Source organism: Actinokineospora fastidiosa, from assembly GCF_014648415.1.
In the GTDB taxonomy this organism is placed as follows: domain Bacteria; phylum Actinomycetota; class Actinomycetes; order Mycobacteriales; family Pseudonocardiaceae; genus Actinokineospora; species Actinokineospora fastidiosa.
On sequence record NZ_BMRB01000006.1, the window covers coordinates 112451 to 137111 of the forward strand.

The 24661-nt window shown below is 72.5% G+C and carries 23 protein-coding genes; 9 read left to right on the top strand and 14 right to left on the bottom strand.

Annotation, left to right across the window (positions count from 1 at the left end; genetic code table 11):
• Positions 1-59 precede the first annotated feature (59 nt).
• Complete coding sequence (gene fxsA, locus IEY98_RS26685) at positions 60-248, bottom strand: FxSxx-COOH cyclophane-containing RiPP peptide (protein WP_189213410.1); 189 nt, start codon at positions 246-248, stop codon at positions 60-62.
• A gap of 168 nt (positions 249-416) precedes the next feature.
• On the opposite strand from fxsA, the gene IEY98_RS26690 reads away from it, so the two are divergent.
• Positions 417-1511: an FxsB family cyclophane-forming radical SAM/SPASM peptide maturase gene (locus IEY98_RS26690; protein ID WP_229787529.1), complete on the top strand. Its 1095-nt coding sequence runs from the start codon at positions 417-419 to the stop codon at positions 1509-1511.
• Positions 1508-2674, top strand: a complete 1167-nt coding sequence (locus IEY98_RS26695; protein WP_189213411.1) for an aKG-HExxH-type peptide beta-hydroxylase — start codon at positions 1508-1510, stop codon at positions 2672-2674. The genes IEY98_RS26690 and IEY98_RS26695 overlap by 4 nt, the downstream gene beginning before the upstream one ends.
• A 206-nt stretch (positions 2675-2880) precedes the next feature.
• On the opposite strand, the gene IEY98_RS26700 is transcribed toward IEY98_RS26695, so the two are convergent.
• Entirely contained in the window at positions 2881-4107 is a 1227-nt protein-coding gene (locus IEY98_RS26700) for a helix-turn-helix domain-containing protein (RefSeq protein ID WP_189213412.1), read from the bottom strand.
• 56 nt (positions 4108-4163) lie between these two features.
• Between IEY98_RS26700 and IEY98_RS26705 the strand changes: the two genes are divergently transcribed.
• Entirely contained in the window at positions 4164-4739 is a 576-nt protein-coding gene (locus tag IEY98_RS26705) for an NUDIX domain-containing protein (RefSeq protein ID WP_189213413.1), read from the top strand.
• 91 nt (positions 4740-4830) lie between these two features.
• Here the strand turns inward: IEY98_RS26705 and IEY98_RS26710 are convergent, their stop codons facing one another.
• The 4 genes from IEY98_RS26710 to IEY98_RS26725 form a co-directional block, all read right to left on the bottom strand.
• Positions 4831-5082, bottom strand: coding sequence for a hypothetical protein (locus tag IEY98_RS26710; RefSeq protein WP_189213414.1), 252 nt, complete (start codon positions 5080-5082; stop codon positions 4831-4833).
• A gap of 86 nt (positions 5083-5168) precedes the next feature.
• On the bottom strand, positions 5169-5957 hold the full coding sequence (locus tag IEY98_RS26715; protein WP_189213415.1) for a fumarylacetoacetate hydrolase family protein: 789 nt from the start codon (positions 5955-5957) through the stop codon (positions 5169-5171).
• A gap of 9 nt (positions 5958-5966) precedes the next feature.
• On the bottom strand, positions 5967-7586 hold the full coding sequence (gene cimA, locus IEY98_RS26720; protein WP_189213416.1) for a citramalate synthase: 1620 nt from the start codon (positions 7584-7586) through the stop codon (positions 5967-5969).
• Positions 7587-7860: 274 nt separating this feature from the next.
• The gene (locus IEY98_RS26725; protein WP_189213417.1) at positions 7861-8598 is read right to left on the bottom strand and encodes a class I SAM-dependent methyltransferase; all 738 of its coding nucleotides are present in this window, start codon (positions 8596-8598) and stop codon (positions 7861-7863) included.
• 71 nt (positions 8599-8669) lie between these two features.
• On the opposite strand from IEY98_RS26725, the gene IEY98_RS26730 reads away from it, so the two are divergent.
• Positions 8670-9248 carry a CGNR zinc finger domain-containing protein gene (locus tag IEY98_RS26730; RefSeq protein WP_189213418.1) on the top strand — a complete coding sequence of 193 codons (579 nt, stop codon included), beginning with the start codon at positions 8670-8672 and terminating at the stop codon, positions 9246-9248.
• A 53-nt stretch (positions 9249-9301) separates the two neighbouring features.
• Here the strand turns inward: IEY98_RS26730 and IEY98_RS26735 are convergent, their stop codons facing one another.
• The 4 genes from IEY98_RS26735 to IEY98_RS26750 form a co-directional block, all read right to left on the bottom strand.
• Positions 9302-10339 carry a 3-isopropylmalate dehydrogenase gene (locus IEY98_RS26735; protein ID WP_189213419.1) on the bottom strand — a complete coding sequence of 346 codons (1038 nt, stop codon included), beginning with the start codon at positions 10337-10339 and terminating at the stop codon, positions 9302-9304.
• A gap of 170 nt (positions 10340-10509) precedes the next feature.
• Positions 10510-12105 carry a phosphoglycerate dehydrogenase gene (gene serA, locus IEY98_RS26740; protein WP_189213420.1) on the bottom strand — a complete coding sequence of 532 codons (1596 nt, stop codon included), beginning with the start codon at positions 12103-12105 and terminating at the stop codon, positions 10510-10512.
• 131 nt (positions 12106-12236) lie between these two features.
• On the bottom strand, positions 12237-12374 hold the full coding sequence (locus tag IEY98_RS26745) for a hypothetical protein (protein WP_189213421.1): 138 nt from the start codon (positions 12372-12374) through the stop codon (positions 12237-12239).
• Between the two features lie 1942 nt (positions 12375-14316).
• Entirely contained in the window at positions 14317-14592 is a 276-nt protein-coding gene (locus IEY98_RS26750) for a DUF397 domain-containing protein (RefSeq protein ID WP_189213422.1), read from the bottom strand.
• A gap of 98 nt (positions 14593-14690) precedes the next feature.
• Between IEY98_RS26750 and IEY98_RS26755 the strand changes: the two genes are divergently transcribed.
• Together IEY98_RS26755 and IEY98_RS26760 are read left to right on the top strand one after the other, a co-directional pair.
• Complete coding sequence (locus tag IEY98_RS26755) at positions 14691-15401, top strand: hypothetical protein (RefSeq protein ID WP_189213423.1); 711 nt, start codon at positions 14691-14693, stop codon at positions 15399-15401.
• 124 nt (positions 15402-15525) lie between these two features.
• Entirely contained in the window at positions 15526-17001 is a 1476-nt protein-coding gene (locus IEY98_RS26760) for an alpha/beta hydrolase (protein WP_189213424.1), read from the top strand.
• Between the two features lie 42 nt (positions 17002-17043).
• Here IEY98_RS26760 and ilvD read toward each other — a convergent pair whose 3' ends face one another.
• Positions 17044-18888 (bottom strand): dihydroxy-acid dehydratase, encoded by a 1845-nt coding sequence (ilvD, locus tag IEY98_RS26765; protein ID WP_189213425.1) that lies wholly within the window; start codon positions 18886-18888, stop codon positions 17044-17046.
• Between the two features lie 75 nt (positions 18889-18963).
• A complete protein-coding gene (locus IEY98_RS26770; RefSeq protein WP_229787532.1) occupies positions 18964-19359 on the bottom strand; it encodes a PH domain-containing protein in 396 nt (131 codons plus the stop codon).
• Positions 19360-19638: 279 nt separating this feature from the next.
• Here IEY98_RS26770 and IEY98_RS26775 point away from each other — a divergent pair, with 279 nt between their 5' ends.
• Genes IEY98_RS26775 through ilvC form a run of 3 tightly spaced genes read left to right on the top strand, consistent with a single transcriptional unit; the run spans position 19639 to position 23024 of the window.
• Positions 19639-21471, top strand: a complete 1833-nt coding sequence (locus IEY98_RS26775) for an acetolactate synthase large subunit (RefSeq protein ID WP_189213426.1) — start codon at positions 19639-19641, stop codon at positions 21469-21471.
• Between the two features lie 2 nt (positions 21472-21473).
• The gene (gene ilvN / locus IEY98_RS26780; protein ID WP_189213427.1) at positions 21474-21980 is read left to right on the top strand and encodes an acetolactate synthase small subunit; all 507 of its coding nucleotides are present in this window, start codon (positions 21474-21476) and stop codon (positions 21978-21980) included.
• A gap of 30 nt (positions 21981-22010) precedes the next feature.
• Entirely contained in the window at positions 22011-23024 is a 1014-nt protein-coding gene (gene ilvC, locus IEY98_RS26785; RefSeq protein WP_189213428.1) for a ketol-acid reductoisomerase, read from the top strand.
• 40 nt (positions 23025-23064) lie between these two features.
• On the opposite strand, the gene IEY98_RS26790 is transcribed toward ilvC, so the two are convergent.
• Positions 23065-23685 carry a DoxX family protein gene (locus tag IEY98_RS26790; RefSeq protein WP_189213429.1) on the bottom strand — a complete coding sequence of 207 codons (621 nt, stop codon included), beginning with the start codon at positions 23683-23685 and terminating at the stop codon, positions 23065-23067.
• A 17-nt stretch (positions 23686-23702) separates the two neighbouring features.
• A complete protein-coding gene (locus tag IEY98_RS26795) occupies positions 23703-24614 on the bottom strand; it encodes a 2-hydroxyacid dehydrogenase (RefSeq protein ID WP_189213430.1) in 912 nt (303 codons plus the stop codon).
• Positions 24615-24661 lie beyond the last annotated feature (47 nt).

The following is a 24661-nucleotide window of genomic DNA, read 5'->3' on the forward strand; positions in this document are numbered from 1 at the left end:
CGCCGCCTCCCGAATCGTGCGGAGGGGGCCTGGTGAATCACTCGATCGGCGCAAGCGGCCTAGAGGGAGCTCTGGAATGCGGCGAAGCGGTCCGGCAGGGCGGCCCGGCTCGCCAGCACGCGGCGCAGAGCGTTGCGCAGCACCGGATCCGGCAGCGCGGCGATGGCGTCGAGATCGATGCCGCTCACGTCGAGCAGGCCCCCGACATCGCCGGGTTCGGGGGGCGGTGTCGCGTTCTTCGACGTCATCTGTCCTCTTTTTGTCCAATAGCTTGAACACGCGCGTAATCCGATTCTAGCGCTTTCCGCGAGTCGGGCGTCAAATACCCCGTTCGGCCGACTGCGGGTTCGGTGTCGGCGCTGTTTCATGGAAGAGGCAGGCGCGGAATTGTCCAGCCGCGCCGCGGAGGGGACACGGTGACCGGCGCGCTGCGGCAGTTCGTCATGAAGGTGCACGGCCGCTGCGATCTGGCCTGCGACTACTGCTACGTCTTCACCGGGGCCGACCAGCGCTGGCGCGGGCGGCCCCCGGCGATGTCGGCCGAGACGGCAGCGGCCGCCGTCACCCGCATCGCCGAGCACGTGCGCGCCCACGCGCTCGACTCGGTGGAAATCGTGCTCCACGGCGGGGAACCGCTATTGGCCGGACCGGCATTCATCGACTTCCTGGCCGCCGATGCCCGCGCGCGGATCCCGGCGGCCGTCCGGATCACCGCGCAGACGAACGGGATGCGGCTCGACCGCGCGTTTCTCGAACTATTCGGCGAGCACGGCATCCGGGTCGGGATCAGCGTGGACGGCGACGCGGCCGCGCACGACCGGCACCGCAGGACCGCGCGCGGACGGGGCAGCCACGACCGGGTGCGCGCGGCCGTCGACCTGGTGTCCGGCCCGGAGTTCCGCGACCTGTTCGCCGGGCTGCTGTGCGTGGTCGACCTGGCCAACGACCCGGTCGACACCTACAGGGCGCTGGCCGCGTTCGACCCGCCCGCCATCGATTTCCTGCTGCCGCACGGGACCTGGGCCGCGCCGCCGCCGGGGCGCGCGGGCGGCGGCACCCCCTACGCCGACTGGCTGATCGCCGTGTTCGACCACTGGTACGCCGATCCGGGTCCGGGCGTGCGGTTCTTCGACGCGGTCACCGCGTTGTGGCTGGGCGGCGGCTCCCTGGTCGAGGGCCTGGGCACGGACGCGTCGCCGCAGGTGGTGATCGAGACCGACGGCACGCTGGAACGCTCGGACATCCTGGCGGTGGCGTATCCCGGCGCGGGGGCGACCGGGCTGAGCGTGCACACCGATCCGCTGGACGCCGTCCTGCCGCTGCCCGTGAGCCCGCCGTCGTCGACCTGTGTCGCCTGCCCGGTCTTCGCGGTATGCGGCGGCGGTCAGCCCGCGCACCGGTACGCGCCGGGCACCGGGTTCGACAACCCGTCGGTGTACTGCCCGGACCTGTTGCGGTTCACCACGCACGTGCGCTCCCGCATCGCCGCGGGCCTGGGCGGACCGCGGTGACCATCCCGCTGATCGCGCTCGGCCCCGATGACCTCGACGCGCTCGCCCGCGGCGGGGGCGGCCCGGACCTGGCGCGCCTGCTGGTCCGCGCGCGGCGCAGCACGACGCTGATGTTCATCGCCGACGTCCTCGGCCGCGATCCGCGCGCTGTTCGCGCGTGGCGGACGCTGGCCGCGTTGCGCCGCCGTGCCCCGGCGGCGGTCGACCGGGTGCTCGACGACCCGGCGGTGGGCGCGTGGGCGGCGGCGGTCGCGGGCCGTCGCTCGGGGCGGCAGGCCGACCTGGCGTTCGTGGCCGCCGCGGCCGCCATCCGGGCGGGTGTCCCGGTCACCGTGGACTTCCCCCGGACTCCCACCGGGTTCCTGCCGTCGCTGGGGTGGCTCACCGCGCCTGTCGTCGGGCCGGTCAGCACCGATCGGTTGGAGTGGGAGCGTGCGCCGGTGGTCTCGCTGGACGGGGTGGAGTTCACCATCACCCGGCTGCCGCCGTCGTTGTTGCCCGCGTTGGAGCAGTCCCCGACCGTCGATGTGGCCGCGTGGACACCACTGCTCCGCGCGGCGTGGCGGGTACTGCGGCGCACCGATCCCGGCGCGGCGGCCGAACTCGGCGCGATGATCACGACGCTGGCGCCCATGGCGGCCCACGACGACAAGGCCAACAGCTCCACCGTGACGGACGCGCTGGGGTGCGTCTTCCTGACGTTCAACACCGATCCCGAGACCCTGGCCGCCACCCTCGTCCACGAACTCCAGCACGCCAAACTCGCCGCGGTGATGGACATGCACCCGCTGACGACCACGAGCCGGACGCGCTACTACGCCCCATGGCGCGAGGACCCCCGCCCGGTCGCGGGCCTGCTCCACGGCGTCTACGCCTTCCTCGGCGTCACGGGCTTCTGGCGGCGGAGGCGGGCACTGGGGGGTGGCACGCGCGCGGAGAACGAGTACGCCCGATGGCGCTCAGCGGCCCTGTCGGCCGCCTGCACCCTCCTGTCCGGCACCGACCTCACCCCCCACGGCCGCCACTTCGTCGACGGCGTCGCCAGAACTTTGTGGGAGTGGTCAGCCGACCCTGTCCCCCCAACCGCCATCACCCACGCCGCCGAGGCAAACACCGCCCACCGCCGCAGATGGCACCGCCAAGAACCGTCCACACCGAACTAGCCGCACGCGTCCCACGCTCCAGCACCAGACCGCACGCCAGCCTTCTCACAACCGCCCACGCCAGACCCGCACGACACCCACCTCGCAACCGCCCACGCCGAACCCCACACCCACGCGCGCACCCCGCCCCACACCCCTCCGGTGCCAGACGCGAGCGGCATCCCATCCCCCATCCGCCGTACTCCAGCCACCCCCACCGCCTGGAACTAGCGTCGTACGCGGAGTAGCTCTCCCAATTCCGGGCGTAGGTCGCGCACCATCGGGTTGGTGTTGTGCTTGGCCAGCACCCCCACCAGGCTGCGCAGGTCGACCCGTACGGTGGCGCTGTCGGTGCGTTTGAGGTCGCGGAGCATTGCCGCTACCTGGGTGCACGCGCCCTCGATGTCGCCGCGTTCGGCGTTGGTGAGGGCGAGGCGGACGCCGAAGCGGACGCGGGACCGCACCGAGCCGGTGGGGATGCGCGCCAGTTCGGCGGTCAGCAGCTCCGCCGACTCGTCGTTGCGGGCGAGGCTGTGCATGGACCAGCCGCGCGCTATGGCGATCGGGTTCGGCAGGCTCGTGGTGCCGAAGTGCGGGCCCGACTCGGCCGCCGCCTCCTCCTCCCAGCGCTCGGCGGCATCCAAAGCGGACAGACACGCCGTCAGGTCGCCGACCAGCGCGTGGCCCTGCGCCTCCCGCTGGGCGGCCAGGGACCGCACGGCCGCCGTGGCGTCGGGGGCGGCGGCGGCCCGGCGGGCCAGGTCGACCATGGTGTAGCCGTCGCCGTCGTAGAGGGCGATCTCGCTGGCGCGGACCAGGGCGTAGCCCGCCAGGCCCGCGTCGCCCACCCGCGCTGCCATGCCGACCGCCTTGGTCGTCCAGCCGTGCGCCATGTCGGTCTTCCCGGCCTCCTGGAACATCCACCCCGCGTACTCGGCGAACCGGTAGGCCAGCCGGATGAGCTCGGGCGCGGCCTCGACGCGCAGCAGCGCGCGCAGTTTGGTGAAGTTGGTGACCAGGTCGGGGAGCACGAACGCCGGGCTGGCCCGGTGGCCCACCATCCGCAGGTGCTCGAACTGCGCCTCGAACAGCGCCAGCGTGTCGTCGTCGACGACGTAGCTGTTCGGGGCGAACGTCGTCGCGCCGACACCGTCGTGCCCGGCGGGCGCGTAGCGCACCCGGCCGGTGGGTTCGAGGACGAGGCTCCACGGCCCGTCGTCGGTGTCCGGCAGGGGTTCGGGCTCCGGCGGACGCGGCGTCACGGCCCTGACCAGCACGCCGTCCGTTTCCAGAATGCGGTCGAGGTGGCGGGCCTTGTCGGCGCCGAGCGGGCGCTCGCCGTTCTCGATCTTGCTGAGATATCCCTTGTTGTAGTTGGCTTCCCGAGCCAGCCTCGTCAGCGAGTAGCCCTTCCGCTCACGCAGCACGCGGAGCAGGTCGCCCGCTTCGCTCATGACAATCCACCCCCCGCATCTATGCCAGACGGTCCCACGGCTGGTTCGATTGCGGAATGGCATCCACGCGCGAGAACGCCGCCGAGCGCAGACCCTGGCGGCTGCTGAAGACCCGGGAACTGGTGCGGGGGCCGTACTTCGCCGTGCGCAGGGACGACGTGATCCGCCCGGACGGCGCGCAGGACACCTACGACCACGTGGTCGCCCCCGGTTCGGCGACCGTGCTCGCCATCGACGACGAGGACCGCGTCGTGCTGACGCGGCAGTACATCTACACCTGGGGCACCCGGCAGTGGCGGTTGCCCGGCGGCGGGGTCGACGTCACCGACACCACCCCGCTGGCGGCCGCGCGCCGCGAACTGGCCGAGGAGACCGGGCTGTCGGCGTCCCACTGGGAGACGCTGGGCCAGGTGCACGGCGCGGACAGCCTGAGCAACCACGTCGACCACGTGTTCCTGGCGACCGGGCTGAGCACGTCCGGGCCGCAGGCGCTGGAGCCGGGCGAGGCCGACCTCGACGTCGTCCGCCTGCCCTTCGCCGAGGCGGTGGCGCTCGTGGAGAAGGACCAGGTGCCGCACGCGGCCAGCGCCTATGCCCTGCTGCGCGCCGCGCTCCGGCGCAACCGTCGTTGAAGCCATCCCGCTCCTCACCCCTGGCGCGGACGCTCAAACCGTCACGCTATCCAACGGGCGCGGGCGGACAAGGACAAAAGGCCGACAGTTCCTAGTCGCTCAGCCAGACGAGCTCCGCGTCGCAGATGACGGAGATCGAGCGCAGCAGGCCCTCCGCGGTGTCGCCGCTCCACATGGCGCCGTCGGAGGACCAGGCCAGCACCTTGGTGGGCCGCGCGAACTCCATCCCCCACACGATGAGCGCGCCGCTGGTCTTCCGGAACGGGCCGTAGACGGCGAACAGGCGCGGGGCGAACACCCGCGCCCGTTCGGCGATGCCCGCCATCATCTCGGGAGAGGTCACGACCGGCACGCTATCCACAGGACCGGGGCACGAACGATTCCCTGAACGGTGCGGAAACCGGCCCGGTCGCCACTGAGCGTGACCGCTCAGCGGTTGGCGACGGAGTTGGTCAGCGTGCCGATGCCCTCGACGGTCACCGAGACCTGCTGGCCCGCGCGCATCGGCCCGACGCCAGCGGGGGTGCCGGTGAGGATGACGTCGCCGGGCAGCAGCGTCATCACCCGGGAGATCCACTCGATCAGCTTCGGCACGTCGTGGATGAGCGCCGAGGTGCGCCCGTCCTGCCTGACCTCGCCGTCCAGCTCGGTGCGGACGGCCAGGTCGGCCGGGTCGAGCTCGGTCTCGATCCACGGGCCGAGCGGGCAGAACGTGTCGTGGCCCTTGGCCCTGGTCCACTGGCCGTCGGCCTGCTGCTGGTCGCGCGCGGTGACGTCGTTGGCGATCGTGTAGCCGAGGATGTAGTCCCTGGCCCGCGAGGCCGGGACGTCGCGCATGGGCCGCGGACCCCACACGACGGCCAGCTCGCCCTCGAAGTCCACCCGCGCGGAGTCGGCGGGCAGCTTGATCGCCGCGCCCGGCCCGACCACCGCCGTGGACGGCTTCATGAAGATGACCGGGTCGGCGGGCGCCTCCCCGCCCATCTCCGCGGCGTGGTCGGCGTAGTTCTTGCCGACGCAGACGATCTTCGGGGGCAGCATGGGGGCCAGCAGCCGCACGTCAGCCAGCGGCCAGCGCCTGCCGGTGAACGTGTGCGGCCCGAACGGGTGCTGGTCGCCGATCTCGGCGACCATGACATCGGGATCAGCGAGGTCTCCGCCGCCCTCGACGGCCACGAACGCGACACCTTCGGGATGGGCAATACGAGCGATACGCACCTGACCACCCTAAACGGTCGCGGTCACCCGCATCGCCTTGTGGGCCAGCGCGTCGCAGAGCGCCAGCCAGCTGGCCTCGACGATGTTGCCGTGCACGCCCACCGTCGTCCACTCGTGCTCGTGGTCGGAGGACTCCACCAGCACGCGGGTGACGGCGTCGGTGCCGTGCGCCGCGCCGCGGTTGATGATGCGCACCTTGTAGTCGGTCAGCTCGACCTCGTCCAGCCACGGCAGGTGCGGCGCGAGCGCCCGGCGCAGCGCGGCGTCGAGGGCGTGCACGGGGCCGGTGCCCTCCGCGGTGGCGATGACCCGCTGACCGGCGACGTGGACCTTGACCGTGGCCTCCGACACGACCGTGCCGTCCATCGAGTGGTCGAGGATGACGCGGTAGGACTCCAGCGAGAACGGCGCCTGCGCGCGCTCGTCCAACTCGGCGCGCAGCAGCAGTTCCAGGGAGGCGTCGGCGGCCTCGAAGGACCAGCCGCGCGCCTCCATCTCCTTCACCCGGCGCAGGGCGCTGCCCAGCGCCTCGGGCCTGGCGGCCAGGTCGAGCCCGAACTCGTGTCCCTTGAGTTCGAGGCTCGCCCGGCCCGCCATCTCGGTGACCAGCACCCGCATGTCGTTGCCGACGACGCCCGGATCGATGTGGTTGTACAGCTCCGGGTCGACTTTGATCGCGCTCGCGTGCAGGCCCGCCTTGTGGGCGAAGGCCGACGACCCGACGTAGGCCTGGTGGGAGTCGGGTGCGATGTTGGCGATCTCGGCGACGGCGTGGGAGACCCGGGTCAGCTCGGCCAGCGCCCCGGTCGGGAGCACGTCCTTGCCGAGCTTGGTCACGAGATTGCCGATCACGGGGAACAGGTCGGCGTTGCCCGCCCGCTCGCCGTAACCGTTCGCGGTGCACTGGACGTGGGTGGCCCCCGCCTGCACGGCCGCGATGCTGTTGGCCACCGCGCAGGACGTGTCGTCCTGGCAGTGGATGCCCACCCGGAAGCCGGTGCGGGCGACGACCTCGCCGACGGTGTCGGCGATGCCGAGCGGGAGCTGCCCGCCGTTGGTGTCGCAGAGGACGACGACGTCGGCGCCCGCGGTCGCGGCGGCGTCGAGCACGCGCAGCGCGGTGTCGGGGTCGAAGGCGTAGCCGTCGAAGAAGTGCTCGGCGTCGAGGAAGACGCGGCGGCCCTCCCCGGCGAGGAAGGCGACGGTGTCGGCCACCATGGCGGCTGCCTCGTCGACGTCGGTGCGCAGGGCCAGCTCGATGTGGCGGCGGTCGGACTTGGCGACCAGCGTGACCACCGGCGCCTGGCTGTCCAGCAGGGCCCTGACCTGCGGGTCCTCGTGCGCCTTGGTGTTGGCCCTCCGGGTGGACCCGAACGCGACGAGCGCGGCGTGCTTGAGGTCGAGCTCGCCTGCTGCCGCCCTGGCGAAGAACTCGGTGTCGGTCGGCAGCGCCCCCGGCCAGCCGCCCTCGATGAACCCGACGCCGAGCCCGTCGAGCAGCCGCGCGACCTTGAGCTTGTCGGCCACGGAGTAGGAGATGCCCTCCCGCTGGGCCCCGTCGCGCAGCGTGGTGTCGTACACGTGGAAGGCGTCACCGAGCGGTGTGCCTGCGGGCGTCGTGCGGGTCACGGGGGCTCCTAGGTGAGGGACTTTGCCGACCAAACAAAAAGACCCCCCGCGATGGATGCGAGAGGTCTGCGCGCTGGTGCCGTGATGCTTCGGCTATCCAGCGCGCTCGTCAATAATGATCACGACGAAGTCGGCCACGGCGACGATGGTGCCACACCCGCCCGCGCGCGTCCAACGCACGGGCGGGTGCTCCCACTCAGTGGACGTCCACTTGGCACGGTTCAGCGCACGGCGCCTCCTGGTGCGCTCAGCGAACGGTGCCCCATTGGTGCGCTCAGCGCACGGCGACCAGGACGTGGTCGTCGCCGAACTGCCAGACCGGGCCCGCGGCGGTGAAGCCCGCCTTGCGGAGCAGCTCGGTGTACTGGTCGACGGTCAGGTCGCTGGAGGAGTCGTGGGAGATGGCGAGGGCGCTGTGCTCGCGGGCGGTCTCGTCGTCGACGTCGGCGAGGATGGCCTCCCACCAGGCGCGCCAGTCCTCGTTGTCGGTCACGCCCACGCGCGCGGCGCGGGCCTTGCGGACGAGGTTGCCGTACTCGCGCAGGGGTTCGGGCAGGTGCATGTTGTCGGCGTTGACCAGGACGCCGCCGGGGCGCAGGCGCTCGGCCGCGGTCGCGAAGACGTCGGCCAGCTGCGAGTGCTCCAGCCAGTGCAGCGCGGTGCTCGACACCACGGCGTCCCACGGGCCGTCCAGGCAGGAGTCCCAGCCGGGCTCGTTGAGGAGCCCGCGCACGAACCGCACGCCGGACCCGCCTGCGGAGGCGGCCAGGTCCAGCAGCAGCGGGTCGGCGTCGATGCCGACGATCTCCGCGTGCGGGAGCGCGGCGGCCAGGCGCGTGGCCAGCGAGCCGGGGCCGCAGCCCAGGTCGACGATCCTCGGCCGCGCCACCCCGGCGACCGCCGCGGCCACGACGTCGATGACCACCCGGAACCGCTCCTCGCGGTCGGGGACGTAGCGTTCCTGCTGGACGTCCCAGCGGTCGAGCCAGGCGCGGGCGGCAGCGGTCTCCATGAACCCCTCCAGTAACTGTCTAAGATGCGATCGACAGTGACAAGCTACGAGACGAGGACGTGACTGGTCAAGTGGACTTCGACAGTCACTCAAGCGTGGTGCTGGACGCCGCCCTCGGCCTGATCAACGAGGTCACGCCCGGCCACCGCCGCGGCCGCCCCTATCGACCGCCCACGGGGAGCGCGCTGGTCACGGCCATCACGGACGTCATCAGGCAGCGGGACCGGACGTGGTCGGCGCCGCCGAGCCCGGAGGCGGCCGAGAGCCTGGCCGCGTACGGCGTCCGGATGCACGCCGTCATCGCGGCCGTCGCCGAGGACATCGACGCCGCGTGCGAGGAGGTCAACCGGATCATGCGGGAGACCGACGCCACGCCGGTCCTCGCCCGCCACGACAACGAGCCGTGGCACCTGCACTTCCACGCCCCGGACGCCCCGTGGGACATCAGTTGGGCCGCGTCCATGGCCACCGGCCTGGCCGTCGTGCTGGGCAACGCCGCCGTCGAGCGGTTGGGCATCTGCACCGCGCCCGCCTGCGACCGCGCCTACCTCGACGTCTCGCGCAACGGGACGCGGCGGTTCTGCTCGACGGCCTGCCAGAACCGGGTGAAGACCGCCGCCTTCCGCGCGCGCAAGGGCGCGGGCGGCTGAGAACACGAGTGCCGCCCTCCTGCGCGCAGGAGGGCGGCACTCGGGGTGGGACTCTAGAACGCCTTGGCGTTGGACGACACCAGCGCGGCCAGCCGGTCGCCGATGGCGTACGTGCCGCCGGGCGAGGCGTGGTCGCGGGTGGCCAGGTCGAAGGCGACGGAGGCCTCGATGCGGCGGGCCGCCTCGGTCTCGCCGAGGTGGTCGAGCATCAGGGCCACCGAGAGGACCGCGGCCGTCGGGTCGGCGATGCCCTGCCCGGCGATGTCCGGCGCGCTGCCGTGCACCGGCTCGAACATGCTCGGGTTGCGGCGGGTGATGTCGAGGTTGCCGCTGGCCGCGAGGCCGATGCCGCCGGTCACCGCCGCCGCGAGGTCGGTCAGGATGTCGCCGAAGAGGTTGTCGGTGACGATCACGTCGAACCGCTGCGGGTCGGTGACCATGTGGATGGTCGTGGCGTCCACATGCTGGTACGCGACGGTCACGTCCGGGTGCTGGAGCGAGACCTCCTCCACCACGCGCGACCACAGCGAGCCCGCGTGGGTCAGCACGTTGGTCTTGTGCACCAGCGTGAGGTGCTTGCGCGGACGCGCGGCCGCCCTGGCGAAGGCGTCGCGCACGACGCGCTCCACCCCGAAGGAGGTGTTGACGCTGACCTCGGTCGCGATCTCGTGCGGAGTGTCCTTACGCAACAGACCGCCGTTGCCCGCGTAGAGGCCCTCGGTGCCCTCCCGCACGACGATCATGTCGATCTCGCCGGGCTCGGCGATCGGGCTCTTGACGCCCGGGTAGAGCCGCGCCGGGCGCAGGTTGACGTGGTGGTCCAGCTCGAACCGCAGGCGCAGCAGCAGGCCGCGCTCCAGGATCCCGCTGGGCACCGACGGGTCGCCGACCGCGCCGAGCAGGATCGCGTCGTGCTCGCGCAGTTCGCCGAGCACCGATTCGGGAAGCAGTTCCCCGGTGGCGTGCCAGCGTGCCGCGCCGAGGTCGTAGCGCGTCGTCTCGGCGGACGGAACGACCTCCTCGAGCACCTTCAGCGCCTCGGCGATCACTTCCGGCCCGATCCCGTCACCTGGGATCACCGCGAGCCGCATGCACACACCTCCCGGGGTATCGGCCCGAAGGGGCCTGGTAGTCGATCGAAGGCTACCGGTTTGCGGTCCGACCTCCGCACCTCGCCACCCCTAGGGGTGGTTTTCGCAGGCGCGGATGCACACGAACGGTGCCCGGGGCACGCCGACCCGGGCACCGTCCGCGAAGGGGTCTAGTGGAAATCGATGCGCCGCACGACGCGCGCGCCGACGGAGGCGCCGATCGACTCCAGCACGGCGGCGTCCACCGCGCGGTCGACGCGCAGCAGCATGACGGCGTCGGCGCCGTCCTTGGTCTGGCTGATCTGGGCGGCGTCGATGTTGACGCCCGCCTCGCCGAGCAGCGTGCCGACGGTGCCCATGACGCCCGTGCGCTCCGGGTACTCCAGCAGCAGGACGCTGCCCTCGGCGCGCAGGTCGAAGTGGCGGCCGTTGACCTCGACCAGCTTCTCCACCTGCGCCAGGCCGGAGAGCGTTCCGCTGACCGTGATCACCGAGCCGTCGGCGTAGACGGCGCGGAGCGTCACCAGGCTGCGGTGGTTGGCGCTCTCGGTCTCCGTGCTCAGCTCGACGGCCACGCCGAGCTCGTCGGCCAGCCGGGGCGCGTTCACGAACGTCACCTGGTCGGCGACGATGCCGGAGAAGACGCCGCGCAGCGCGGCGAGCGGCAGGATGCTCACGTCCTCAGAGGACAGTTCACCGCGGACGATGACCTGCAGCGCCGAAGGGGCCTTGCCGTCCAGCGCCGACACGACCGCGCCCAGCTTCTGGGTCAGCGGCAGGTACGGGCGCACCTCCTCGCCGACGACCCCGCCCGCGGCCACGTTCACCGCGTCCGGCACGAAGTCCCCGCGCAGGGCCAGCAGGACGGAGCGGGCGACGTCGGTGCCCGCGCGGTCCTGCGCCTCGGCGGTGGACGCGCCCAGGTGCGGGGTCACGATGACGCCCGGCACGCCGAACAGCGGGTTGTCGGTCGTGGGCTCCTTGGAGAAGACGTCGACTCCCGCGCCGCGCACCTGCCCGGAGCGCACCGCGTCGGCCAGCGCCTGCTCGTCGATCAGACCGCCGCGGGCGGCGTTGACGATGATGACGCCCTTCTTCGTCTTGGCCAGCGCCTCGGCGTTGATGAGGCCCGCGGTCTCCTTCGTCTTGGGCAGGTGCACCGAGATGATGTCGGCGCGGGTGAGCAGCTCGTCGAGGGAGACCAGCTCGGTGCCCAGCTGCGCGGCCCTGGCGGGCGAGGCGTACGGGTCGTAGGCGATCAGCGTGGTCTCGAAGGCGGCCAGGCGCTGGGCGAACAGCTGCCCGATCTTGCCGAGGCCGACGACGCCGACGGTCTTGCCGCGCAGTTCGATGCCGGAGAACGCGCTGCGCTTCCACTCGTGGTCCTGCAGGGTGGCGTGCGCGTCGGGGATCTGGCGGGCCACGGCCAGCAGCAGCGCCACGGCGTGCTCGGCGGCGCTGACGATGTTCGAGGTCGGCGCGTTGACCACGAGCACACCGCGCTCGGTGGCGGCGGGCACCTCGACGTTGTCCAGCCCGACGCCCGCGCGGGCGACGACCTTGAGCCGGTCGCTCGCCTTCAGCACCTCGGCGTCGACCTGGGTGGCCGAGCGCACGAGCAGCGCGTCGGCGTCGGCGACGGCGGCGAGCAGCGCGGCCCGGTCGGTGCCGTCGACGTGCCGGATCTCCACTTCGGAACCGAACACGTCGAGCACGGACGGCGCGAGCTTCTCGGCGATCAGGACGACGGGACGGTTCGGTGTCACGCTACGACTCCCGGGGTGCGTGGGATTGGGGATGCGGTTACGCCGCTGTAACCCGGACCCGAGTCTATGACCGCCGCTGAACCGTTCCACCCGGAGGGTGAGACTTGTGACATGTCAGGTTCTGGTCAGACTCACTCGCCGATGACCGGGGGCGCGGTGAACTCGTCGTTGCCGAACATCTCGTCATCGTCCCCTTCGACGAGGTAGGACGGCCGCTTGACCGGCGGCGGAGGCGGCGGCGCCTCCGGCTCGGGCTCGTGGTGCCGCACGGGAACCGGCGTCTGCCCGGTGACACTGCCGGACCCGGTCGGCCCGAACCCGTCGGCCGGGAGCGCGGGCAGCGGCCTGCGCGGGGGTGGGGGTGGAGCGGGCGGGAGGTAGCTGCCGGAGGGCCCGAAACCGCTGTGTGCCGACGGGTTCGACCAGCTCGGGGCAGACGGGCGTGGTCCCGGAGTGTGGGATGAGGTGGGGGCGGGCCGGTTCACCGGAGCAGACGGGCGGGGCGGGGGCGGCGGCAGGGGCGCGGATGCAGGCGGAACCTGCCGGGATGCAGCGGGGGCATGTCCGGGCGCGGTGGGGGCTTGTGCGGAGGTTGACGAGACCTGCCCGATCGCGGGCTGGGCCTGCCCGGCGGTGGGCGGGGTCTGCCCGATCGCGGGCTGGACCTGCCCGGAGGCGGGCGAGGCGTGCCCGGGAGCGGGCGGAGTTTGCCCGGCAGTGGGCGGGGCCTGCCCGGGAGCGGGCGGGAACTGGCCAGACGCAGCCGAAACCGACGCGTGGGCTGGGGCCTGAGCGGGGGTGGGCCGAATCTGACCAGGGGCGGCCGGAACCAGCCCCGCTGCGCCCGGAAGCTGCGCGGACGCCGCCGAGGACTGCCCGGGCGCGGGCGAAGTCTGTCGGGAGGCGGGCGAATGCTGCCCGGACAAGGCAAGAGCCTGCGCAGACGCGGGCGAGACCTGTCCCGAGGCGGGCGCGGTCTGGCGGCCTGGCGGCGAAAACTGCCCGGATACATCCGGAACCTGCGCGGAAGGAGCGGGTGCAGGCGAAGTCTGCGGAGAGGCAGGCGGGCTCTGCCGGGACGCGGGCGAAACCGGCGAAGATGCGGGCGACACCTGCTGAGAAGCAAGCGGGCTCTGCCGGTGCCCGGACGGAGCAGGCCCAGGCGAAGGCTGCTGAGAAGCAGACGGACTCTGCCGGGACGCGGACGGAGCAGGCCCGGACGAAGGCTGCTGAGAAGCAGCCGGGCTCTGCCGGGACGCGGACGGAGCGGACGCGAGCGAAGGCTGCTGAGAACCAGGAAGGCTCTGCCGGGGCGCAGGCGAAATCGTCGACGGCCCGGGCGAAACCTGCTGAGAAGCAGCCGGGCTCTGCCGGGACGCGGACGGAGCGGACGCGGGCGAAGCGGGCGCGGACAGCGCGAACGGAGCGGGCGCGGGCGGAGTCTGTGCGGACGGGAGCTGTCCGGCGGGGGGTGGCGCTTGTCCGGCCTGAGGGTGGGTCTGGCGAGGTTCGGGCGGCGACTGCCCCGGTCCGGGTGGGAAGTGTCCGGTGGAATGCGGCGAAGTCGGGCCATTGCCCGGGCTGCGGGAGGGTGCCGGTGGTGTCGAGCCGGTGCCGGGAGTGCGGGAGGGCGCCGGTGGTGTCGAGCGGGTGCCGGGAGTGTGGGAGGGCGCCGGTGGTGGTGTCGGGCGGTCGCCCGGAATGCGGGTGGGTGCCGGGGGTCGTCCCTGCGCGTCCGGTCGGGTGTGGGGGCTGGGTGGGGGTGGGGGCAGGGCGTCCTGGCGGGGGTGTGACGTGTCTGGGCGCGCAGGGGTGGAGGGTGCGGGTGCGGAGGCGCGCTGCGGCATCGGTGAATCCGGCCCGGCGGTCCCCGGGTGGGGTCCGGGTGGGCTCGGCGGGAAGGGCCGGTTCTGTCCGCGTGGTCCCTGCCCGCCTGGGTGCGCGCCAGCAGTTCCGTTCGGGCCTGCCCGGCCCGGCGCCTGTGTGCTGGGAAGGGCGTGGCCGGGCCCATCCGCCGGGTGCGGCGAGCGCGTCCCCGGATGCGAACCTGCTTGCGGTGGGGCGTCAGGGCGGGTTCCGTCGGCGGAGTGGCCGCTCGAACCGGCAGGCGCGCCCGGTTGCGGTGGGTGGAGGGCGCGGGTGGGGGCGGGTTCCTCGGTCCACGGCTGGGCGTTCTCCGGGGGGATCCAGACCGGGCCGTCGGTCACCGGGTCACCATGGTTCGTCGAATTCGCCTGCCTTGGCGCCTTCCACGAAGGCGTCCCACTCGGACATCGTGAAGACGAGGACGGTGTCCTCCGGGCCGGTGTACTTGCTGTTGCGCATGGCCACGTAGGTGTTGCCGTCGGTGTGCGGGACGAACGCGATCTCGACGTACTCGCCGTCGGGGTCGGCGTCGGGTTCGGCGGCGCGCTGCCAGTCCGCCTTGGTGAGGTCGAGGTTGCCGCGGACCTCGGCCTTATCGTCGTAGATGGGGGCGCTGTCCATAAGCAGGGTCTCCCTCGCTAGTTCGGCAGGGACCAGGTATACCGCAGCCGGTCGTGTCGATCCCGCACCAGCCCGGTCGCGCTCAGTAGCGTAGCGGGGTGACCTCGTACTACCGGCGGTACCTGCGCGGCGACCGCGAGGCCGTCTGGGCCGAACTGCGCGCCCTCGGCCCCGTGCCGGACGCCCTGGTCGAGGACGCCGCCGCCGTCGCCGACGAGACGATGATCCGCGTCGCCCAGCACGTGGCCCGCATCGCCGCTGCGCTGCCGGAGCTGGGGTGGGTCCCCGCCGACCCGCTGGTGCCCCCGCACGAGCCCCCCGACGACGACGCCCTGGTCGACGCCCTCACCGAGAAGATCGGCGGCCTCCCGCTCGCCCTCGACGCCTGCCTGCGCCGCGTCGGCCAGGTGTGGTTCGCGGGCGACTGCCCCGTCCTCGACCTCACCTACCACTCCGAGCCCGCCCCCCGCTCCCTCCCGCCGGGCCCGGAGTTCCCCGACCCGCTGTGCCTGGGCAACGCCTACTCCCTGGCCTATGAGTGGGAGCAGTGCGAGGACCCCGCCGACTTCGCCTTCCCCATCGCCCCCGACGAACTGGGCAAGGCCAACCTCGACGGCGGCGACCACAGCGTCGCCCTGCCCAGCGACCTCGCCGACCCGCCGCTGCTGGGCGTCGCGGGCAAGCCCGGCGCCACCCTCGTCGAGTACCTGCGCGACTCGGTCCGCTGGGGCGGGTTCGCGGGCTGGAGCCTGCACCCCGACCTGGCCCCGCACGCCCTCATCACCCTCCGCGCCGACCCCGACTTCTGACCCCCGCGAGCGGAACGCGGTCCGCCGGTGATGACCTCGGCGGATCCGTTTTGTCGGTTCCTCCCGAGGCGCCGCCGGCCATACTCGGGACCACGGATGATCCACATCCCGTGGGGAGGGACACATGCGAGTCTCCACCGGCCCGCGCGTCGCGTTGGCCGTTGTGTTGGTGGCGGGGATCGGATTGGCGGGCGCGGGCACGGCCGCGGCCGACAGCGGCATCGAGTGGGCGCCGTGCCCGGAGAACGCCGCCGTCGAGTGCGGCGAGGTGACCGTGCCGATCGACTGGGCCCGGCCGGGGAAGGGCACGATCGACATCGCCGTGGCGCGGCGCAAGGCGACCGACCCGGACGCCCGGATCGGCACGCTCCTGTTCCTGCCGGGCGGCCCGGGCGGGTCCGGGGTGAACACCGTGCTGGCTGGCGGCAGGCTGCCCGCCGACATCGCCGCCCGGTTCGACATCGTCGGCTTCGACCCGCGCGGCACCAACCGCAGCCACCCCGTGGTCTGCGACGCGGCGCTGGTCGCGAACCCGCCGGAGCAGGTGCCCGACCTGGGCGCGCGGCTGTCGGAGATGACCGCCTACAGCAAGCGGCTCGGCCGCAGCTGCCGCGAGCACACCGGGCCGCTGATCGATCACGTCGACACCGCCAGCGTCGCCCGCGACATGGACGCGCTGCGGGCCGCGCTCGGCGAGCGGCAGGTCAGCCTGTACGGGATCTCCTACGGCACGCTGACCGGCCAGATGTACGCCGAGCGGTTCCCGCAGCGGGTGCGCGCGATGGTCCTGGACAGCGTGTTCGACCACAGCCTCTCCACCACCCGCTTCCTGGCGAGCGAGGCCCGCGCCGCGGAGGACGGCTTCGGCCAGTTCGTCGCCTGGTGCGAGCAGGACGCCTCCTGCGCGCTGCACGGCAGGGACGCCGCCGAGGTCTACGCGGGCCTGTACGAGAAGGCGCTCGCGGGCGAGCTGCACGTGCCCGGCGACCCGACGCGCCCGGTCGGCCCGTTGGACCTGATCGGCGTCGCGGTCAACCACCTCTACGGCCCGCACTGGGCGGAGCTGGCCGTGCTGCTCGACGAGCTGGACAGCCAGCGGCCGCAGGTCGGCGCGCAGGTCGCGCCCGAGCTGACGCCGATGCCGCTCGCCTCGTTCTGCGGCGACCACGACTTCGACTTCCGGTCGCAGCGCGAATGGACCAAGGCGTGGCGCATGATGAACCGCGAGGCGCCCACCGTGCGCGGGCACTTCGCGTGGACGCTGGTGACGTTGTGCGCCGAGTGGCCAGCGCGGACCGGCAACCCGCAGCACCGCACCGACATCGACGGCGGCCCCACGGTCCTGCTGATGAACGCCCAGTACGACCCGGCCACCCCGCACGAGTGGGCCACGAGCGTCGCCCGCCAGATCGGCGACAGCGTCCTGCTCACCTACGACGGCTGGGGCCACGGCGTGCACAACCGCAGCGAGTGCACCCTCGGCGCGCTCAACCGGTACCTGATCGACGGGATCGCCCCGGCGCCGGACACCCACTGCGCCGCCGTGCCGCCCGCGCAGCTGACCACCGCGGGCAGCCCGCCGACCACGATCGGCTGGTGACCGCCGCGGCGGGCGTCCCCGGGTGGGGACGCCCGCCGTCGGTCAGCGGGAGGGGTCGCGGACCGCGCCGGTCGAGGCGTCGGTCGTCAGGCGGGCGTACGCGCGCAGCGCTGCCGTGATCGGGCGGACGCGCTCGCGGGGCTGCCACGGGCGCTCGCTCGCCACCATCTTCGCCCGGCGCTCGGCCAGGACGTCGGCGTCGACCAGCAGTTCCAGTCGACGCTCGTGGACGTCGATGAGGATCTGGTCGCCGTCCTCGACCAGGGCGATCGTGCCGCCGCCCGCGGCCTCCGGGGAGATGTGGCCGACCGACAGGCCCGACGAGCCGCCGGAGAAGCGGCCGTCGGTGATCAGCGCGCACTTCTTGCCCAGGCCCGAGCCCTTGAGGAACGCCGTGGGGTGCAGCATCTCCTGCATGCCCGGCCCGCCAGCGGGGCCCTCGTACCGCACGACCAGGACCTCGCCGGGCTGGATCTTCCTGCCGAGGATGACCGACACGGCCTCCTCCTGGCTGTCCACGACGCGGGCCGGGCCCTGGAAGCGGAACAGGTCCTCGTCGATGCCCGCGGACTTGATGATCGCCCCGGACTCGGCCAGGTTCCCGCGCAGCACGGCCAGCCCGCCCTCGACGGTGTAGGCGTGCTCGACCGACCGGATGCAGCCGCCCTCGGCGTCGGTGTCCAGCGACGACCAGCGGTTGGTCGTGGAGAACGCCTGCGTGGTGCGGACCCCGCCGGGCGCGGCGTGGAACAGCTCGACGGCCTCCGCCGACGGCGACCCGGAGCGGATGTCCCAGGTGGACAGCCACTCCGCCATCGTGGGGCTGTGGACGGTGGTGACGTCGGTGTTCAGCAGCCCGCCCCGGTACAGCTCGCCGAGGATGGCCGGGATGCCGCCCGCCCGGTGCACGTCCTCCATGTGGTAGTCGGAGTTCGGCGACACCTTGCTCAGGCACGGGACCCGCCGCGACACCGCGTCGATGTCGGCGAGGGTGAAGTCGATCTCGCCCTCCTGCGCGGCGGCCAGGATGTGCAGGACCGTGTTGGTCGAGCCGCCCATCGCCACGTCCAGGGCCATCGCGTTCTCGAACGCCGCGCGCGTGGCGATCGAGCGCGGCAGCGCGGTGGCGTCGTCCTCGCCGTACCAGCGCCTGCACAGCTCCATCACGGTCGTGCCCGCGCGGGTGAACAGGTCGCGGCGGGCGGCGTGGGTGGCCAGCGTGGAGCCGTTGCCGGGCAGCGCGAGGCCGAGGGCCTCGGTGAGGCAGTTCATGGAGTTCGCGGTGAACATGCCCGAGCACGACCCGCACGTCGGGCAGGCCGAGCGCTCGACCTCCGACAGGCCAGCCTCGTCGACGGCGGAGTTCGCCGACGCCGCGATCGTGGTGATGAGGTCGCTGGACGGGTGCGCGACGCCGCCGACGACGACCGCCTTGCCCGCCTCCATCGGCCCGCCGGAGACGAACACCGTGGGCACGTTGAGCCGCATCGCGGCGTTCAGCATGCCCGGGGTGATCTTGTCGCAGTTGGAGATGCACACCAGCGCGTCGGCCTGGTGGGCGTTGACCATGTACTCCACGGAGTCGGCGATGATCTCCCGCGACGGCAGCGAGTAGAGCATCCCGCCGTGGCCCATGGCGATGCCGTCGTCGACGGCGATGGTGTGGAACTCCCGCGCGACGCCCCCGGCGGCCTTGATCGCCTCGGCGACGATGTCGCCGAGGTCGCGCAGGTGCACGTGGCCCGGCACGAACTGGGTGTAGGAGTTGGCGATGGCCACGATCGGCTTGCCGAAGTCGTCGTCGGTCATGCCGGTGGCGCGCCACAGCGAGCGGGCGCCCGCGGCGTTGCGGCCGTGGGTGGTGGTGCGGGAGCGCAGCGCTGGCACGGCTCCTCCAGGGTTTCGGGATGGTCTTGAACAGGCAGGCCTGGTGGGCCGCGGTGGAGGACGGTGCCGTCCAGGCTACTCCGGTGCGACCGTCGGGTCCTTGATGCGCCCGCCACTGATCAGCGACAGCGCGGGCAGGTGGCGCGGGCGCACCGAGGGCAGCGGCACGCGCGAGTCGTCGGTCCGCACGGCGACGACCTTGCCCTTGGGCATGAGCAGCAGGCCCTTGAGGTCGTCCCACGGCAGCGACGCGCCGCCCGCGACCCGGCGCACGGTCAGCCCGGTGGCGTCGGCCACGGTGCGCGTGCGCGCGATCCAGACGATGGCAGCGACCGGGAACACGTACAGCAGCGCCAGCACCGGCAGGGCGATGGCCATGGGGGTGACGCAGACGGCCACCAGCAGGGCGGCCAGGATGGAGACCTGCGGCACACGGAAGACCAGCCGGGACGGTATCTGCTGCTCGGACACGCCTAAATGGTGCACTCCGCGCCCGGTCGGCCCGCGTCCGGGTCCCCCAGTCGTGTCCATCATGCGAGAGGACCGTCCCGCAGAGTTGACGCCGCGAGACCGGACGCTCTACCGTCACGATCGTGCCGACGCAGTTCATTCTCGTACTTCCGCCGCGCGTTCGACGCTGACGGAAGCCACAACTCCTGCGTCGAACGCGCGGACCCTCGTACGACCCATCGGCGGTCGACGGGGGTTTTTTCGTGTCCGGCCCCGACTCCTTCTACCCACGAGGCAGAGATGACCAGCGCAACTTCGCGGCCCACCCCGGCCGCAGGCAATCCTGGCGCCGCGCCTGCGCGTCCCAAGCCCGCCCCGCCAGCGGGCGCGCCCATCCGCGTGACCGGCGCGCAGTCGCTCGTCCGGTCGCTGGAAGCCGTCGGCGTCGAGGTCGTGTTCGGGATTCCGGGCGGGACGATCCTCCCGGCCTACGACCCGCTGCTGGACTCGACGAAGGTGCGCCACGTGCTGGTCAGGCACGAGCAGGGCGCAGGACACGCCGCGACGGGGTACGCGCAGGCCACCGGCCAGGTCGGGGTGTGCATGGCCACGTCGGGGCCGGGCGCGACCAACCTGGTGACCCCGCTCGCCGACGCGAACATGGACTCGGTCCCGGTCGTGGCCATCACCGGCCAGCAGACCCGCGCGCTGATCGGCACCGACGCCTTCCAGGAAGCCGACATCTGCGGCATCACGCTGCCGGTCACCAAGCACAACTTCCTGGTCACCGACCCGGCCGAGATCCCGCGCACGATCGCCGAGGCGTTCCACCTGGCCAAGACCGGCCGCCCCGGCCCGGTCCTGGTAGACATCCCCAAGGACGTCCTGCAGGAGATGACCTCGTTCTCCTGGCCGCCGGAGCTGCGCCTGCCCGGCTACCGCCCGACCACCCGCCCGCACGGCAAGCAGGTCCGCGAGGCCGCCCGGCTGATCAACGCGGCCCGGCGCCCGGTCCTCTACGTCGGCGGCGGCGTGATCAAGGCCCAGGCGTCCGCCGAGCTGCTGGAGCTGGCCGAGCTGACCGGCATCCCGGTCGTCACCACGCTGATGGCGCGCGGCGCGTTCCCCGACTCGCACGCCCAGCACCTCGGCATGCCCGGCATGCACGGCACCGTGCCCGCCGTCGGCGCGCTCCAGCGCGCCGACCTGCTGGTCGCCCTCGGCGCGCGGTTCGACGACCGGGTCACCGGCAAGCTGGACACCTTCGCCCCGGACGCGGCCGTCGTGCACGCCGACATCGATCCGGCGGAGATCTCCAAGAACCGCCGCGCGGACGTGCCGATCGTGGGCGACTGCAAGGAGATCCTGGTCGAGCTGATCGCCGCGGTGCGGGCCGAGCGGGCGCAGAGCCCGGCCGCCGACCTGGCGCCGTGGTGGCAGACCCTCGACACGTGGCGGGAGAAGTTCCCGCTGGGCTACGAGTGGCCCGCCGACGGCACGCTGTCCCCGCAGTACGTCATCGAGCGCATCGGCGCGATCGCCGGTCCGGACGCGATCTACACCGCGGGCGTCGGCCAGCACCAGATGTGGGCCGCGCAGTTCATCAAGTACGAGAAGCCCGCCACCTGGCTGAACTCCGGCGGCCTCGGCACCATGGGCTACGCCGTCCCGGCCGCGATGGGCGCGAAGTTCGGCCGCCCGGACAAGGTCGTGTGGGCCATCGACGGCGACGGCTGCTTCCAGATGACCAACCAGGAGCTGGCCACCTGCGCCATCGAGGGCGCGCCGATCAAGGTCGCGGTCATCAACAACGGCAACCTGGGCATGGTCCGCCAGTGGCAGAACCTGTTCTACGCCGAGCGCTACTCCCAGACCGACCTGGGCACGCACAAGCACCGCATCCCCGACTTCACCCTGCTCGCCGAGGCGCTGGGCTGCGCGGGGCTGCGCTGCGAGACCCGCGAGGACGTCGACACCGTCATCCAGCGGGCCATGGAGATCAACGACCGGCCGGTCGTCATCGACTTCGTGGTCGGCAAGGACGCCCAGGTGTGGCCGATGGTCGCCGCGGGCACCGGCAACAACGAGATCATGGCCGCGCGCGGCATCCGGCCCCTGTTCGACGAGGACTGACGATGAGCACCCACACCCTGAGCGTCCTGGTGGAGAACAAGCCCGGCGTGCTGGCCCGGGTCGCGGGCCTGTTCTCCCGGCGCGGGTTCAACATCGACTCGCTGGCCGTCGGCCCGACCGAGCATCCGGAGGTGTCCCGGATGACGATCGTGGTCGCGGTCGAGGAACTGCCGCTGGAGCAGGTCACCAAGCAGCTGAACAAGCTGGTCAACGTGATCAAGATCGTGGAGCTGGAACCGGCCGCCGCCGTGCAGCGCGAGCTGCTGCTGGTCAAGGTGCGCGCCGACGCCACCGTCCGCAGCCAGGTGCTGGAGACGGTGCAGCTGTTCCGCGCGAAGGTCGTCGACGTCTCGCCCGAGGCCCTGACCGTGGAGGCCACCGGCACCGCGGACAAGCTGGAGGCGCTGCTGCGCATGCTGGAGCCCTACGGGGTGCGCGAGATGGTCCAGTCCGGCATGGTCGCCATCGGCCGCGGACCGCGGTCCATCACCGCGACCGCCGTCCGCTAGATCCATTACCGAAGGGAAGTATCCGTCCCCATGTCCGTCGAGATCTTCTACGACGCCGATGCCGACCTGAGCGTCATCCAGGGCCGCAAGGTCGCCGTCATCGGCTACGGCAGCCAGGGCCACGCGCACGCGCTGAGCCTGCGCGACTCCGGTGTGGACGTCCGCATCGGACTGCCGGAGGGCTCCAAGAGCCGGGCCAAGGCCGAGGAGCAGGGCCTGCGCGTGCTCACCCCGGCCGAGGCGTCCGCCGAGGCCGACCTGATCATGGTGCTCGCCCCGGACACCAAGCAGCGCTTCATCTACGCCGAGGACATCGAGCCGAACCTCAAGGACGGCGACGCGCTCTTCTTCGGCCACGGCTTCAACATCCGCTACGACCTCATCAAGCCGCCCGCGAACGTGGACGTGGCGATGGTCGCGCCCAAGGGCCCCGGCCACCTCGTGCGCCGCCAGTTCGTCGATGGCAAGGGCGTGCCCTGCCTGATCGCGGTGCACCAGGACGCGACCGGCGGCGCCCAGGCGCTGGCCCTGTCCTACGCCGCGGCCATCGGCGGCGCGCGGGCGGGCGTCATCAAGACGACGTTCACCGAGGAGACCGAGACCGACCTCTTCGGCGAGCAGGCCGTGCTCTGCGGCGGCGCGTCCGCGCTGGTCCAGGCCGGTTTCGAGGTGCTCACCGAGGCGGGATACGCCCCGGAGATCGCCTACTTCGAGGTCCTGCACGAGCTCAAGCTCATCGTGGACCTGATGTACGAGGGCGGCATCGCCCGCCAGCGCTACTCGGTGTCGGACACCGCCGAGTACGGCGACCTCACCCGCGGCCCGCGCGTCATCACGCCCGCGGTGAAGGCGGAGATGAAGAAGATCCTCGGCGAGATCCAGGACGGCACCTTCGCCCGCGAGTGGGTCGCCGAGGACGAGGCGGGCCGCCCGAACTACACCAAGCTCCAGCAGCAGGGCGCCGAGCACCCCATCGAGGAGACCGGCCGCAAGCTCCGCGGCCTGATGTCCTGGGTGGACCGCCCCATCACCGAGACCGCGTGACCGGAAAGGCGGGGAGGGCCGTGAACGCCCTCCCCGTCTTTCACCGCATGACGAACAGCGCCACCGCGGACAGGCCCAGGGCCAGGATCAGGAAGATGAAGCCGAACGCAGGCGCCCGGCGGAACCACGGCGACCTGCGGTCCAGGGAGATGTGGCCCGCCCCGGTGAACAGCAGGGCGAAGGCGGCGGCCAGGTAGATCGTCTCCAGTTCGACGCCGCCCGCGAAGAGGTTGACGTCGACGCGGACCCAGATCGCGCTGATGAGGATGCCGACCACGGCGGAGGCCGCTGCCGGGGTGAACAGGCCGATGATCAGCAGCAGGCCCGCCACCAGCTCGGTGACGCCGGTGATCCAGGCCAGCAGGGTCGCCTGCTGGAAGCCGAACGCGGTCAGGACCGTGGCGAAGCCCTCGATCCCGGGTCCTTCCAGGATCCCGAAGACCTTCTGCAGGCCGTGCGCGAGCACGAGCGCGCCGAGCACCACCCGCAGCACGAGGAGGCCGAGGTCGGCCCCCACGTGCCAGCGGTGCGGGTCGGGGCGGCGGTCGGCCTCGGTGTCCGGCCTGGTGAGGACGGTCGTGTCGTTGGTGTCGTACGGGCTGTCGTAGGCGGCGGTACTCTGCGCCTCCGAGGGCCGGAAGTAATCGCTCTCGCTACTCACGCGCGCAGACTAGGCGATCAGTACTCCCCGCGCACGAGGTTGGCGGGCCGCTCCCCCGCGACGAACCGCGCCACCTGCTCGGCGACCACGCGGTACGCCCGGTCCCGGTGGCCCGCGCACGCCCCGCCGACGTGCGGGGTGAGCAGCAGTCCCGGGGCCGACCACAGTGGATGGTCCGACGGCAGCGGCTCCGGGTCGGTGACGTCCAGCGCGGCGCGCAGCCGCCCGGACCGGAGTTCGGCCAGCAGCGCGTCGGTGTCCACCACGGCCCCGCGCGCGGCGTTGACCAGGATCGCGCCGTCGGGCATCCGGGCGAGGAACCTCGCGTCGACCATGCCGCGGGTGGCCGAGGTCAGCGGCACGACCAGCACGACGGCGTCGTGCTCGGGGATCAGCGCGTCCAGTTCGTCCAGGCCGTGGACGCCGTCGCGGGCGCGGGTGCCGACGAGGGTGGCGTGCGCGTCGAAGGCGTCGAGCTTGCGGCGCAGGTCCTGGCCCAGGTCGCCCGCGCCGAGGACCAGCACGCGCTTGCCCTGCAGCGTTTCGGTGACGTGCGACGCCCACCGCCGCTCGATTCGGGCGGCCTCGAACTCGCGGAACTCGCGGTAGACGGTGAGCAGGGCCGTCATCGCCCACTCGGCCGTGCTCGCGCCGTGTGCGCCGCGGCCGGTGGAGAGCATGACGCCCTCCGGCACCGTCCCGGTCCAGTGCTCCACACCCGCCGTCAGGAGTTGCACCAGTCGCAACGCGGGCAGGCGGGAGTACACGTCCGGGCCGGGCGGGACGCCGATGCCGGGCACCAGCACCTGCGCCTCGGCGGCCTCGGCGGGCAGCTCGTCCAGGGAGGGGTACCGCACCGCGCGCACGCCGTCGAGGTCGGACAGCGCCGCGACGCCGTGCTCATCGGGAACCAGAACCGTAACCGTCACGGCTCCCGACCCTAATCCGCAACGCAGCGTAGGGCGTCCGTCACCGG

Bases quoted from the DNA above. Each gene is read 5' to 3' on its own strand.
- fxsA (WP_189213410.1), bottom strand. From the start codon at position 248: ATGACGTCGAAGAACGCGACACCGCCCCCCGAACCCGGCGATGTCGGG.
- IEY98_RS26700 (WP_189213412.1), bottom strand. From the start codon at position 4,107: ATGAGCGAAGCGGGCGACCTGCTCCGCGTGCTGCGTGAGCGGAAGGGC.
- IEY98_RS26705 (WP_189213413.1), top strand. From the start codon at position 4,164: ATGGCATCCACGCGCGAGAACGCCGCCGAGCGCAGACCCTGGCGGCTG.
- IEY98_RS26725 (WP_189213417.1), bottom strand. From the start codon at position 8,598: ATGGAGACCGCTGCCGCCCGCGCCTGGCTCGACCGCTGGGACGTCCAG.
- IEY98_RS26735 (WP_189213419.1), bottom strand. From the start codon at position 10,339: ATGCGGCTCGCGGTGATCCCAGGTGACGGGATCGGGCCGGAAGTGATC.
- IEY98_RS26750 (WP_189213422.1), bottom strand. From the start codon at position 14,592: ATGGACAGCGCCCCCATCTACGACGATAAGGCCGAGGTCCGCGGCAAC.
- IEY98_RS26760 (WP_189213424.1), top strand. From the start codon at position 15,526: ATGCGAGTCTCCACCGGCCCGCGCGTCGCGTTGGCCGTTGTGTTGGTG.
- IEY98_RS26775 (WP_189213426.1), top strand. From the start codon at position 19,639: ATGACCAGCGCAACTTCGCGGCCCACCCCGGCCGCAGGCAATCCTGGC.
- ilvN (WP_189213427.1), top strand. From the start codon at position 21,474: ATGAGCACCCACACCCTGAGCGTCCTGGTGGAGAACAAGCCCGGCGTG.
- ilvC (WP_189213428.1), top strand. From the start codon at position 22,011: ATGTCCGTCGAGATCTTCTACGACGCCGATGCCGACCTGAGCGTCATC.